General features: G+C 57.3%; 9 protein-coding genes and 1 pseudogene. 4 read left to right on the plus strand and 6 right to left on the minus strand.

What is annotated here, in order from left to right; genetic code table 11:
- Positions 1-96: 96 nt before the first annotated feature.
- The 3 genes from JMJ16_RS31890 to JMJ16_RS31900 all read left to right on the plus strand — a co-directional run bounded on the left by JMJ16_RS31890 (position 97) and on the right by JMJ16_RS31900 (position 3,588).
- The gene (locus tag JMJ16_RS31890; RefSeq protein WP_201388157.1) at positions 97-810 is read left to right on the plus strand and encodes a TetR/AcrR family transcriptional regulator; all 714 of its coding nucleotides are present in this window, start codon (positions 97-99) and stop codon (positions 808-810) included.
- A 212-nt stretch (positions 811-1,022) separates the two neighbouring features.
- Positions 1,023-1,952 (plus strand): ABC transporter ATP-binding protein, encoded by a 930-nt coding sequence (locus tag JMJ16_RS31895; RefSeq protein WP_201388159.1) that lies wholly within the window; start codon positions 1,023-1,025, stop codon positions 1,950-1,952.
- Positions 1,939-3,588, plus strand: coding sequence for an ABC transporter permease subunit (locus JMJ16_RS31900; RefSeq protein ID WP_201388161.1), 1,650 nt, complete (start codon positions 1,939-1,941; stop codon positions 3,586-3,588). The genes JMJ16_RS31895 and JMJ16_RS31900 overlap by 14 nt, the downstream gene beginning before the upstream one ends.
- Positions 3,589-3,661: 73 nt before the next feature.
- On the opposite strand, the gene JMJ16_RS31905 is transcribed toward JMJ16_RS31900, so the two are convergent.
- The 3 genes and pseudogenes from JMJ16_RS31905 to JMJ16_RS31920 all read right to left on the minus strand — a co-directional run bounded on the left by JMJ16_RS31905 (position 3,662) and on the right by JMJ16_RS31920 (position 6,399).
- Positions 3,662-4,012, minus strand: coding sequence for a hypothetical protein (locus JMJ16_RS31905; protein WP_201388163.1), 351 nt, complete (start codon positions 4,010-4,012; stop codon positions 3,662-3,664).
- Between the two features lie 136 nt (positions 4,013-4,148).
- A pseudogene (locus JMJ16_RS31915) lies at positions 4,149-5,743 on the minus strand (alpha-amylase family glycosyl hydrolase).
- 362 nt (positions 5,744-6,105) lie between these two features.
- Entirely contained in the window at positions 6,106-6,399 is a 294-nt protein-coding gene (locus tag JMJ16_RS31920) for an antibiotic biosynthesis monooxygenase (protein WP_201388169.1), read from the minus strand.
- Between the two features lie 248 nt (positions 6,400-6,647).
- On the opposite strand from JMJ16_RS31920, the gene JMJ16_RS31925 reads away from it, so the two are divergent.
- Positions 6,648-7,667, plus strand: a complete 1,020-nt coding sequence (locus JMJ16_RS31925; protein WP_201388171.1) for a hypothetical protein — start codon at positions 6,648-6,650, stop codon at positions 7,665-7,667.
- A gap of 83 nt (positions 7,668-7,750) precedes the next feature.
- Here JMJ16_RS31925 and JMJ16_RS31930 read toward each other — a convergent pair whose 3' ends face one another.
- From JMJ16_RS31930 to JMJ16_RS31940, 3 genes are all read right to left on the minus strand, one after another.
- Entirely contained in the window at positions 7,751-9,973 is a 2,223-nt protein-coding gene (locus JMJ16_RS31930) for a protein kinase (RefSeq protein WP_255553270.1), read from the minus strand.
- Positions 9,973-10,200 carry a protein kinase gene (locus JMJ16_RS56160; RefSeq protein ID WP_201388173.1) on the minus strand — a complete coding sequence of 76 codons (228 nt, stop codon included), beginning with the start codon at positions 10,198-10,200 and terminating at the stop codon, positions 9,973-9,975. Before JMJ16_RS56160 ends, JMJ16_RS31930 begins: the two co-directional genes overlap by 1 nt.
- Positions 10,201-10,292: 92 nt before the next feature.
- On the minus strand, positions 10,293-13,151 hold the full coding sequence (locus tag JMJ16_RS31940) for a hypothetical protein (protein WP_201388175.1): 2,859 nt from the start codon (positions 13,149-13,151) through the stop codon (positions 10,293-10,295).
- Positions 13,152-13,187 lie beyond the last annotated feature (36 nt).

Consider the following 13,187-nt stretch of genomic DNA (forward strand, 5'->3'; position numbering starts at 1 on the left):
GATAATGATGGACATTTTTATTGACAGCGATCCATGTATGAGCTTATACTATGAATAATAAACCGAGAGTATGTTTGTTAATTGGGAGAGGGAGATATGGCACGAGTCGTTAATGAGGCAGCCCATGCAGCCAGGCGTAACGCCATTCTTGACGCGGCCCAACGCGCTATCGCGACGAAAGGCTATGAGCAGATGGCAATTGCTGACCTGCTGGGCGAACTGGGGATTTCATCCGGGGCGTTCTATCACTACTTTGACTCCAAACCGGCATTGCTCGCGGCGCTTGTCGAGCGCTTGGCAGATGAGATTGAGGAGCATATGCTTACCATCGTGCATGACTCAGAGCCTGGCGCCATTGAAAAATTTCAGCGTTTCTTTGCTACAGCTGATCGCTGGAAGCTGGCGCACAGGGACCTGGTGCTTGCATATATCCGCGTCTGGTATGCCGATGACAATGCCATTGTGCGCCACAAGCTGCATTTTGCCAGGATCAGGCGCCTGACTCCCTGGCTGGAGGAGATGATCCTGCAAGGGGTTCGGGAAGGTGTTTTCCAGACCGCCTATCCCGACCAGGCAGCGAGATTGGTTATCTCCCTACTTGAGGATATGGGCTCTGCCTGTGCTGAACTGCTTCTCTCTGAAGGATGCTCGTCAAGTGACTTGCCCCGCCTCGAACGAATAGCTACCGCGACCTCTGACGCCATGGAGCGTGTGCTAGGCGCGCCCGCGAACAGTCTGTGGCTTGCTACAGACGACGACCTCGCCCAATGGCTGCCACCCTCTCCTAATAGAGAGGAACAGGAAGTTTAAAGCATTATCCCTGGGGAGAGTCCAAGCCAGCTTGGACCCTATAAATAGGATAGTAGGGTGTGGTTGCAGGCTGGCTACGCCAGCCTGCAACCACACCCTACTATCCGGCGAGCCACGCAGTGGCGAGAATTCACAGTTATTGCATTTTTCCCTTGCAAAGAGATTAGAAAAAGGAATGTTTAGAGCCTCTAAAAGAGGAAAAGGACGCTAACATGACAGCGATTATTGAAGTGGACCACCTGACCAAGCGCTATGGTAGCAAGCGCGGCATTACCGATGTCTCCTTCCAGGTGGAAGAGGGCGAGGTCTTTGGCTTTCTTGGCCCCAATGGCGCGGGCAAAACCACGACGATTCGCCTGCTAATGGCGCTGTTACGCGCCGACGCGGGCACGGCACGCATCGCTGGACTGGATATCTGGCAGCAGTCTGTAGAGATCAAGCGCCTGGTCGGCTACCTGCCGGGCGAACTCTCGCTTGATCCCAATCTGACCGGGGGCCAGATTCTCCAATACTTTGGCCATCTACGCGGCGGCATCGATCAGAGCTATCTCAAGCAACTGATCGCCCGGCTGGATTTCGATCCCACTCGTAAGATCCGCCAGTATTCCACTGGCAATAAGCGTAAACTTGGCATCATTCAGGCCTTTATGCATCGTCCGCGCGTGCTGATCCTGGATGAGCCGACCAGTGGCCTGGACCCGCTGAACCAGCAGGAGTTTGATCGCATGGTTACAGAGGTGCGCGATGATGGGCGCACGGTTTTTCTCTCTTCGCACATCCTGACCGAGGTTGAGCAGACGTGTAATCGCGTCGCCATTATTCGCGGCGGCGAGCTCGTGCGCGTAGGTCTTATTAATGATTTGAAGGATATCAAGCGTCATGAGCTGACTATCACCTTTGCCAGCCCGGTTCCTGCTGAAGCCTTCAAAGGGCTTGCTGGTGTGGAACAGGTGGAATCGCTGGTCGATGGGCATACCTTGCGCCTGTTTGTACAGGGCCAGGCGGATGCTGTGATCAAAGAGGCGGCTCAGTTTTCCGTTATAGGTTTGACGAGCCACGAGCCTAGCCTGGAAGACATCTTCATGCGCTATTATGAGAGCGACGGTCAGGCCGTTAAGGAGGCCAGCCATGTGGTTCACTAGCGTCTACCTCAAGACTCTGCGTGAGGCCCGCATCGCCATTTTAGGCTGGGGCCTGGGCCTGGGCCTGCTCATGTATGTTGTGCTCTCCGCCGTTCCCTCGCTGATAAATACGGCGCAGGCACGGGCCGCGCTCGTCAGCCTGTCTAGCTCGTACGCCTGGCTGGCTGAGCCGATCGCCGTGGATACCCCCGGAGGCTATGCAACCTTTAAGTATGGCTTTACCATCTTGATCGTCGCCATCTGGCCACTCCTGGTATGCAGTCGTATGCTGCGTGGCGAGGAGGAGCGTAGCTCCATGGATGTCCTGCTCTCGCTGCCGCGTGGACGCGTGCGCATCGCGCTAGAGAAGCTGGCCGCCGTGTGGACCGCCCTGCTGGGTATGGGCTTGCTGATTGGGCTCCTGACCTTCGCAGGTGGCCAGTCTGTGAAAGGATCCTTTGGCCTGGGCGATGCCCTGTTCTATGGCTTGAATATATCGCTTATCAGCGGTGTGTTTGGATCTATCGCACTGCTACTCTCCCAATTCTTGCCTGAGCGTGGCAAAGCGGCTGGCGTGACCGGTGGCCTGCTGGTACTCTTTATCATGCTGGATATGGTCCACCGGGTGACCCCCAATACCGAATGGATCAGCCGTTTGTCGCCCATTTACTACTATAATCTGAGCAAGCCTCTGGTACCGGGTCACAGCGCCGACACTCTTGGGCTACTTGTCCTGCTGGGCCTGAGCGTTCTGCTGAGTGTCGCGGCGCTCGTCTTCTTTGTGCGGCGTGATGTTGGAGGCGTGGTGCAGCTGCCACGCTGGCTGCGCCTGCCAGAGCGAACTATGTCCCTGGAGCGAGCGCTCCCGGTAAATTCCTGGTCGCTGAAGTCCGTCTATACACGCAGCCTGGGGATGATTATAGCTCCCGCCTGCTGGTGGACGCTGGGTATCGCTGGCTTCGCCGGGTGGGTGGTTGTGATTGTGAAGCAGTCTGAGGCGCAACTCACCTCCATGTACCAGGACTCGCCCTTGCTCAAAGGGTTTATCACAAAAGTTGGTGGGAGTGATGTCAATACCAATGCCACCTTGCTCAGCGCGCTCTTCTCCTTCCTGCCGCTGCTCCTGATGGCCTTCGCCATTACCCAGGCTAGCCGCTGGTCGGCTGATGAAGAGGATGGTTTGCATGAAATGGTGCTGGCAACGCCGCAGTCGCGCCTGACCGTCATTCTGGCACGCTTTGGTGCGCTCACCACGGCCACGGTGCTTATCGGTCTGGTAACCCTGGGCGCCACGGCGCTGGCCTCGGTCGCCAGCGGCCTGAAGCTCGACGGAGGTAACCTGGCTGCCGCGACGCTCTCGCTTATTCCCCTGGGGCTGCTGATGGCCGCCATCGGCTACCTGCTGTCCGGCTGGCTGCGCGCGGCGGTGGATACTGGTATCCTGAGCTTCTTGCTGGTAATCTGGTTTTTCATCAGCTATGTCGGTCCAGAGTTGAGCTGGCCGGAGACGACGCTGCGCCTCTCCGCCTTTTACTACTATGGAACGCCACTGATTCATGGCCTGTCGCTGGGCAATATGCTAGGGGTGCTGGCGGTTGCCATCGTGGCCCTGGTGCTGGCTACGGCGCGCTTTGTCCGAAAAGATATTGGGCGCTAATTCAAAAGTAAGTGTATTGGTATTGAGATAAAGAGAGGCCCTTCTGAAGGGCCTCTCTTTATCTCAATACCAATTAAAATATCAACAGGTGAAAGCCATTTTTGAGTGTGATCGGTTGGTTTTTGTAGAAGGATTTCCAGGCGTACTTGCTCATATGGGCCTGGGTACGAATGTGATCTAGTAGTTCATCGCAAAAGTGTTCCGAGGCAAATAAGATAGCGCGATGAAGTTCTGTGCGTTGGCGAGTGATATCATTGGCCAGGAGGTCTAGCTGGCGTTCATTGTAGGGAAGGTGCTGAATGGCGAGCCGTGCCAAGTAGGCCCACTGCTGGTAGGGGAGACGCAGCGCCGCGTAGTGCTGGCTGATATACGCCGCCAGGGTTGGGAAATCCGGCTTATCGTGGTAATCAATCATGACGTGCATTCATTCCTCCTTCCTGGATACTGTAATGAGAAAAGCATACCACGGGCAGATATGAAAAACAATAGATATAAATAGAGAAGAGGACCATGATATGTAGGCGCTGCTAAAGCGCGCCTACATATCATGGTCCTCTTCTCTATAACCTGATCAGGCAGCCTTCGTGGGCGCGGAGCTGGAGGTGCGCCAGGTCGACGTCCTCTTCGCGGTCCAGGTGTGTGGAGAGGATGATGTGCCCCTGACCAGTTGGCAAGGGTTTCACTACCTGCTCGGTCTCCGCGAAGTTGAGGACGACCAGGTAGCGTGTGCCCTCGTGTTCGCGCAGAAAGGCGAAGCAGTTGGCATTATCCTGGTCCAGGGTCTGATAGGTACCCTGGGAGAGAGCCGGAAGTGCGCGGCGCAGCGTCAGGAGTGTGCGCGTTAGAGTCAGGAAGGAGCGTGGGTCCTGCTGTTCTGCGGCGACGTTATTGTTCTGATAGTCTGAGGCGATGGGAAGCCAGGTCTGGATACCCGCCGGGCTGAAGCCCGCGTTCGGCGTGTCGTCCCACTGCATGGGTGTGCGATTTGGATCGCGGCCATTGGCGGGATTATCCTTGCCCTGGGGATCATGCATCATCTCAAGCGGGATCGCTACGTCTTGCATGCCCAATTCATCGCCATAGTAGCATGTGGGGTGCCGCGTAGGGTCAGCAGGAGCATCTGCGCGGCGCGTGCCTGCTCGCGACCCAGGCGTGAGGCCACGCGTGGGCGGTCGTGATTCCCCAGCACCCAGTTAGGCCAGGCTCCCTCGGGCAGGGCCTCCTCGTACTCATGGACCATGCTCTGGATGGAGCGTGCCTCCCAGGTTGGCGTGGTCACAAACTGGAAGTTGAAGGGGAGATGGGCCTCGTCCAGCATCTCACCGTAGTAATGCATCAAGCGGTGGATGGGGAGGTAGATCTCGCCGATGAAGACCCGCTCGCCAAACTCGTCGAGGGTCTTGCGCATCTCGCGTACAATCTCGTGTATGCCGGGCTGGTCCTCGGTATAGCGGCCTTCCTGGCGGGCATAAGGGGGATCGCCGGGCTTCCAATCTGGACGCTGTGGGTTGTCGCGCAATTGTTCATCTTTAAGCAGCATCCAGAGTACATCGACACGGAAGCCATCGATGCCGCGCTCCAGCCAGAAGCGCAGGACATTATACATCGCTTCGCGCACATCGGGATTGCGCCAGTTCAGGTCAGGCTGCTTAACATCAAACATGTGCAGATAGTATTGTCCCGTCTGCTCATCGAATTGCCAGGCCGAGCCACCAAAGAAACTGGTCCAGTTATTGGGAGGGCCACCATCGGACGCGGGATCATGCCACATATACCAATCGCGGCGTGGATTGTCGCGGCTAGAGCGTGACTCCTGGAACCAGGGATGCTCGTCCGAGGTATGGTTGGGCACAAAGTCGAGGATGACCTTGAGGTTACGCTTATGAGCCTCCACTATGAGTTGCTCCATATCGGAGAGCTTGCCGAAGATCGGATGGACATCGGTATAATCTGCGATATCATAGCCGAAGTCGGCCATAGGTGAGGGATAGATTGGCGAGAGCCAGATCGCATCGATGCCAAGCCAGCGGAGATAATCGAGTTTGCTAATAATGCCAGGGATGTCACCGATGCCATCCCCATTGCCATCCATAAAGCTACGTGGATAGATCTGATATATAGTCCCGGTCTGCCACCAGGAGGGAGTCTGCGCCATAGATTAAAAATTACCTCTCTGTAAAGGATTCTGTTTCGTATAGTAGAGCATGAATATGAAGGATGCAAGAGGTCAGAGCTTGCCGAATATTGTCAAATTTTGATAATAGGCCCCCAATCTCATAAGTGCCGCCCCATATCTCATAGGCGCCCGATTTATCGCAGTAATACGGCATAGCAGGTATGTACCCATACGCCTTGGCCTTGCCCCGGGTGAAAAGAAGCTCTATAGGAGGCGTCATCAGATGATGGGATTCATTGCGACCCTGTACTCGAGCGATAAATCGCCTTGCGCGCGATAAATCGGGCGCCTATGGTAGTTGGGCCCGGCAGTCGCGAGGATTGGATCTGGGTGATACTATCTCACATGCGATGTACGACAAAATAATTATCCTGGTCGGTGTTCTCAATCAGTTCGCCCAGGCGCTCCATATGCATGTGAATCTCTGCGGGCGGTTCGCTTGCCAGTAGATCTTCCACGCTGGCCCAGAAGCTCATGACGATCAGGCGATTGGGATCACTATCGCTATGCTGAATCTGAGCACCTTTAAAGCCCTTCTGCTCCTGTGCGCTGGGGAGAATAATGTCGCGAAAGAGGGCAATGGCCTCCTCATATGTGTCCGGGACGAGACGGATGATCGAGGTGCGTACGTGCATGATCTTCTCCTCTCCGTGGTCTGCAACGCGGAATATATGCGTCTATTCTGCTCATATAATATCACACTGGCATGTGTGCCCACATTCCATTCCACAACTATTTTTTCTCACTCTAAAGGGTCAGGGGAGAATCACTCCTTCGTGGGATGTAGCAAGAAGTAGGGGTAGCATATACTGATCGTACGTGTTGTGTAGCGGTTTGCATGGTGTGTGTTAGCCGGTTAATTTGGTTTGGAGGTTTGGCATATATGGAGAACGAATATCAGCGTGACCAGAATCTTGATGGTGAGCTGGGAGGCGGATCTCAGCGTGACCAGAATCTCGAGGGTGAGCTGGGTGGTGGGTCTCAGCGTGACTTAGGTACTGAACAGGGGACAGAAAAGAAGGGGCTGTTTGAGCGCGCGAAGGAAGTGTTTCAGAAACCGAGTGAGCGGCACGACCAGGATGTAACACAGAGTGATGTTCCGCAACGCGATGAGGACCTGGCAGGACGTTCCTGGCAGGGTGATGCGGGTGCCTATGAGCGGGATCAGGGAGTGACGCAGAGGCCGTTGCAGGGCGACGTTACCCAGCAGCAGAACATCAACCAGGAGCCGCTTCAAAGTGGTATCCCTCAGCAGGGCCAGGATGTTTCAGGGGTGGGCCAGCGAGATGTCTATCAACGTGACCGGGATGTGGGCCAGACGCCCCTCACAGGCGGGACCCAACGAGACCAGGATGTGAACCAGTCTCCCCTCTCTGGTGGGATGCAGCGGGATCAAGATGTAATACAGATGCCGCCTGCAGGCGGGATGCAGCGCGACCAGGATGTGACGCAGACACCAGGTGTACAGCCAGGGCCGGATATCACTTCTGGCTCGGCCCAGCGAGATGTATACGAGCGTGATCAGAATCTCAATCAGGGACAGGGGCCGCTGACAGGCAGGGATAGGGATGTGACCCAGAACCGTGATGTAAGCCAGGCTCCGTGGAGTGGGCAGCAATTTGATAACCAGCCAGAGGAGAATTACTCTGCGGGAAAGACCCCACAGACAGAATCAGGCTTCGACCTCATACGCGAGCGTGATGATGAGCTGCGAAGCGCTGAGCCCACGGGCGCGACAGGCGTGACGGGGAACGAGCCCTATACGCAAAGGGGCGACCAGGGAGACATTACAGAGAATCGCCCCCCTGAAGCCGAAAGACATCCCAATGATTGGATTGACCGGGCGAAGGACAAACTTGAGGGCCTCTTCGGGAATCCCGATGACCCCAGCCCCGAACGCTAAGAAAGTAAGTAAGTAAAGCAAAACAGCGATCATACCGGACATGTCCGGTATGATCGCTGTTTTGCTTTACTTACTTACCCTTATTATTGGCCAGTGCTGATGATGATGATTTTGATCTGGTCGGTCTCGGAGGGGAAGTGGTCGCTGTTGAAGGGGAGGCGGAGCTCGACGCGTGCCACGCCAGGTTGCTGGTTCAGGTAGGCGAGGGCGGTAGTGCTGGTAGAGCCTTTGAGATTAGTGGGCCAGCTTGCGATCTGGCTCTGACTGAAGTTGTAGATCCACTGGCCGTGTACCTGGATATTGAGATAGAGGGCATTGTTCTGCCCGGCCTTGACACTGGTTGCCCCAACCTGGCTTACCTGGTCGTGGAGGGTATAGTTCGCTCCCAGGGAGTGCTGCGCCTCGGTGGTAAGCAGTTGTGCTGCGATATGCGTGGCTAGGTCTTTGTTATAGGCCAGGGTGTCGCCAGTAATTGTGACATCAATTTTTACCTGGTTGGTGGCGGTTCCAACAGGCTGCTCAGGCGTGATATTCATGTCGTAGTGAGGCTGGGCGCCCAGAACTTCGCCGGAGGAGAGGTTCTTTTGGAATTGTTGCTCAAGCTGCTGGCGCAGGCGCGGGATGAGATCGGTTTTGACGCTATCGACATCGCTCTGCTGGATGGTGTGGATGGTCTGCCCGTTGCTGCCACCGGTAAAGGGGCTGGGATTGGCGACGCTGACACCTGTGGCATTATAGTTGCCGTCCAGGACATGCGCACCCAGGTTGCCTGCGTCTCCTGGTGTGGTGACGAGCGCCGGGACAACGGCGGTGGCGGGTTTATTGCTACGCTGCCCTTCGAGCTGTACAGGCTGGGTGGTGCGTATTGTCAGGCCGTTGCGGGTCAGGGTTACGACGCCCAGGTTTACGGGTAAGAAGCCGCTATTGCTAAAAATAAGGGTGCCTGTGGCCTGGGTCGGGTTGCTGGTCTTGGTGCCCGTGGCTTTGACGGTGCTATTGCCCTTCACTGTATATTTGAGATGGCGCGCGGGAAGGCGGTGCGTGGTGGGGTCGGCGGTCTGCACCAAGGGCGAGGCAGTCAGGACATAGGTATTCTGGAGGGTCTTGCTCTCCGCCGTCACATAGACGGTGGCGACCGATGAGCCGCCGAAGAGGTTAAAGTCGAAGACGCGCGGCACGATGAGTAAGAGCAGCGCAAGTGCCGTAAGAAACATAGATATGATGATCAAGGGGAGGGCGACGCGCCTCTGCTTGCGGCGTCGTTTGATCTTTCCCGGACGCATGACCCTGAAATCGGTGGGCTCCTCTGTCACGCGGTGCTGTTGAGTGCGGGCCATCGAGGGGCGAATATCGCCTGTTGTGCGCGCCCGGCGCTCCTGCATGATAATGGGCTGGGGCTGTGCGATCTCAGTATCCAGCGTCGTGCCCTGGTGAGGTGCCCCGGCAACCTCGCGCATAAGTTCCTGGCTGGCGGTGGCTTCGCGTGGGAAGGGACGAGGCGAACGCCCCGTATTGGGCAGCGTGGCCTGGCTGTGGAGGTCCGCGGAGGTCTGATGCCTCTCCTCGTCGAGATCGGGGGCGAGGAATTGATCTATATGCTCGCCGGGTTGCTCATCACTATCGGTAAAGATTTCGACGCGCGGGCCGGAGGTGGCCTTGAGAAATGCCTCACGCAGCTCGGCAACGTTCTGGAAGCGCTGGGCTGGATCTTTGGCCATGGCTTTACGCACAACCTCGCCTAATTCTATGGGAATGGAGGCATCGCGGTCGCATGGTGAGGGGATGGGATTGTAGAGCTGCATCTCGATAACGCGTACATCATCGGGATCATCATAGGGTAGTTCGCCGGTAAGCACCTGGTAGAGCAGGACGCCGAGCGCGTAAATATCGGTTAAAGGTGTGATGATGCCTCGTGTCTGTTCGGGGGCCATATAGTGTGGCGTTCCCGGCACCTGGTCGAGGGGAATGGGCTTCCCGGCCTGCGTGGGATCACCGGGCCAACTCGCGCCGGAGCGCCGCCTGCCACGGCCCGCAATGTTTTTACTCGGCCGAACGAGGCCAAAATCAGCCAGGTAGAGGTGCGGAACCTTGCCGCGTCGCATCTCCAGCAGAACATTCGAGGATTTAATGTCGCGATGGATCAGGTCCTCGTCGTGCGCATACTCGACGGCATCAAGAATCTGCTGATAAAGCGCGGTGACCTCCGCCAGGTCTGGGAGACTACGCCTGAGATAGCTGGTAAGGGTGCCGCCATCGATAAAGGGCATAACCAGGAAGAGGACGCCGCGCTCCTCACCAAACTCAATTAAGGGAGAATGTTTGGATGGTGCAGACGAGCGACGGTACGCGCCTCGCGCATGAAGCGGCGGCGCATGTCCTGGTCAGTGGCATAGTCGCCCAGGATGACCTTGATGGCGACACGCCTGCCAAAGGCACTGCGTTGCCGCCCCTCGTAGACGGCCCCCATGCCACCTACACGGATGCGACGTATAACGTCATAATTTCCAAGTTGCTTGCCTTCCAACGACAGCATTGGCAGCAATGTTCCTTTCCAAATAAATTACTGGAGGTGTGGAGTGGTGTCCCTGGCGGCCAGCGGCCGCCAGGGACACCACTCCACACCTCCTACCCCTTCCCCCCCTGGGGAGTTGCGCTGGGTGCGGTAACGGTGGGTGTGCCCTGGCCTGGGGGAACGTCGCCCAGGCCCTCGATGTTCTGAATGGTAAAGGTGATCTGGTTGGGATCGCCAGGCAGGGTATCGCTATCGACCTGGATATTATTGACCTTGCCGACACCCTTGGTACTGCTCAGGATGGTCTGGGCCTCGTTGACGTGTTTCCCCGCGATATGCCGGGCCAGCTCCTGCTCAATGCTGGTCGTGATCTGGTAGACCCAGAGGCCTCGCGCCTCCATGACCCAGGAGATGCCTTTGTCATTCTGGCGCTGCTGAACAGCGCGTGTCTGGATCTTGCCAACCAGCTTGTAGCCGCTACCCAGATCGGTATTGGCCTTATCCTGGAGCTTGCTTGCGACCAGGCTCTGAAGCTGTTGCCTGTTATAGACCTGGGCCGTACAGGTCACGCTGACACTGACACTGGTCGAAGGTACATTGGCCCCGGTATCGCCGATGGGTTGGCTATACTTCGGTGCCGATGGTTGGCACTGCGGATTGCTTGCCATCTCCTCGCCGTTCTGTATCTGCCCACGTAGCTTGGTCAGGGCGCTCTGCGTAGTCTGGGTTTGCAGATCATTCGCCACTTTGCCAGCCTCGTCATTCGTGACGAAGGTATAGTTCTGCGGGTCCTGCCCGCCGCTGAAGGCATTCAGATTCTTAACAAAGACTGAGTTGCTTGCAGAACAGCAGCCTTTGTTAATTTGAAGGGATGCTATGTTCCCATTAGCGCCAGGATCAGCGGCGTGGGCAGATACTGATGTACTGCCAACCAATCCAGTTCCGGTATCTTGTGGTGGAATAATGGCTGGGCCATCAATTACTACAGACACGCCGTTTTTTGCTACTATGGTTGTCCCACCTGCAACAGTAAAGGATGTAAATGATCCATTCGTGAACGTGAGCCGACCAGAAGCACGGATGCCTGGCGTTTGCTTGTGACCGCTGCCGTTGACGGTCCGGGTGTTGGATTGCACGGTCGCGGAGATCTGGCGGGCCGAGACCTCCAGCTTGGCCGGGTCGGGATTAGTCGTCACGCCATTGACGATATAGTCGTTCTTGACGAGCTGACTATCAGGTGTGATTGTGACCGTAGCCGGGGATTGGCCCGTGATGGCATGTAGGACCTGGGTGCGCAGGGCGGGCTGGGCGTAGGCCGTCATGCCGCAGGCCGCCAGGAGGACGAGCACTACTATGGCAACGATGACCCAGGGCAGGCCACGGCGCTTCTGACGCTGGTTGGGCTGGAAGCGCCCGCCGCCACTGCCACGACCACCGCCGCCTCCGCCACGTGTGGGTGGCAGACCACCGCCTCCACCATTATTAGGTAGGGTCGCGGCCCCGGTGCCCGCGCCAACGGCGGCGGTCTTGCCAGTGCTGCGAGAACCGCTGGCGAGGGCCTCGCCCGCTGCAAGGCCAGCGGCGCCAGCCGCGACTATCTTACCACTATCACGCTTAGAGGTGCGGGTTGCCGGATCGTCGTTCACATTCTTCTTGTCAATTTTTCCGCTGGGGTGTCGCTTGTTCGCGAGGGCGGCGGCGGTTGCCGCACCCTCGGGATTGGCGCTCTTGAGATTGACGGTGGTGCGCCTGCGCGGGGCTACTGTCAGGTCGATGGGTTCTGGCTCTGGCGCGCCCGATCTGGAGTTGGACGCGGCCTTTGCGCCCAGCGCGCCACCCACGGCGGCTGCGGCGCCCAGCCCTGCCAGGCCCGCGCCTCTTCCCGTGCCTTCCTCGTTTTCATCACGCGGCGAGATGCGCCCCCGGCCAGTCTTGCCAGTGGTCCGGCGCCTGGGGCCGGCTTCTTGCAGCTCACGCGATGGGCGTGGTGCTGGGAGGGTCTCACGCCGCAGGTTGAAGGGGCGTGGGGTCGCCTCGTCGTCCTCCAGTTGCATATCGACGGTCTCATAGTCCTCGGCGCGCATCATGCCAGCACGCTGGAGGCCAGGTCCTTTATCGCCGAACTGCTCATCCATCTGCTCAGGTGTGGGAGGGGCCAGCAGGTCGCCCTCATCATCAAAGGCTGGATCGAAGTCGAGTGGCTGTGGCCTCCCCTTCACGGGACCGATAGGCTCGGCATCCTCGTCCAGGTTCGGCGTGTTTGCTACCTCATCAAAATCGGAATCATCCTGTGGCCCGTTACTGGTAGGTGTGGCCCTGGTAGGGGCAGCCTTGCTTGGGCTAACAGGCTCGGCATCGACGATACGTGGAAGCTGCTGCGCGTCCCGCTGTGGAGGACGTGAGGCCATAGCGGCACCTACCGCGGCGGCGGCTCCGCCCAGCACAACTGGATTGACCTCTTGCGATTTACGGCGACCGCTTCCCGATGGTGGCTCGCTGGTGTCCTGGCTCGTGGATGGTGCAGTCTGAGGAGTATTCTTCTTAGCAGGCGTGGCGCTTTTCTTCTCGCCGCGCTTAAAGATGCCACCCAGGAAGCCAGTGGCTTTGGGTTCTGCCTCGGCGACTGGCGTCTCCTCAAGGGATTGCGTAAAACCCTCAAGCGATGAGAAAACCGTGAAGTTGCGATGGCGAGCGAAATTGGCGGGAGGCGAACCGCTGGGAGCTACAAATACAACCTGGGCATGCAGCTTCTTGCGGAGCGACTTGAGGCCATCAAAATCCGCCGGGCGCTGAAAAGCTTTATTCTGAGCTGGCAAAACAACCGCAATTCTCTCGCGGCCGACCTTTTCCTGGGTAAGGATCGCTGTGAGCACATTTTTATGCTCATCATTGGCCGTTACATAGATCATGCCTATCTTCTGGCTGCGGGGATCATTAGGCCCCAACACATCCGAGCCATTTCCTTGTCTCATCTTACAAACCTCTGAATCCTTCAAAGTCTGTTTCTT

The sequence above is a fragment of the Ktedonobacter sp. SOSP1-52 genome, assembly GCF_016587395.1.

Coding starts and splice junctions, on each gene's coding strand:
- JMJ16_RS31905 (WP_201388163.1), bottom strand. CDS start 4,012: ATGCACGTCATGATTGATTACCACGATAAGCCGGATTTCCCAACCCTG.
- JMJ16_RS31895 (WP_201388159.1), top strand. CDS start 1,023: ATGACAGCGATTATTGAAGTGGACCACCTGACCAAGCGCTATGGTAGC.
- JMJ16_RS31890 (WP_201388157.1), top strand. CDS start 97: ATGGCACGAGTCGTTAATGAGGCAGCCCATGCAGCCAGGCGTAACGCC.
- JMJ16_RS31900 (WP_201388161.1), top strand. CDS start 1,939: ATGTGGTTCACTAGCGTCTACCTCAAGACTCTGCGTGAGGCCCGCATC.
- JMJ16_RS31925 (WP_201388171.1), top strand. CDS start 6,648: ATGGAGAACGAATATCAGCGTGACCAGAATCTTGATGGTGAGCTGGGA.
- JMJ16_RS31920 (WP_201388169.1), bottom strand. CDS start 6,399: ATGCACGTACGCACCTCGATCATCCGTCTCGTCCCGGACACATATGAG.
- JMJ16_RS56160 (WP_201388173.1), bottom strand. CDS start 10,200: ATGCTGTCGTTGGAAGGCAAGCAACTTGGAAATTATGACGTTATACGT.
- JMJ16_RS31940 (WP_201388175.1), bottom strand. CDS start 13,151: ATGAGACAAGGAAATGGCTCGGATGTGTTGGGGCCTAATGATCCCCGC.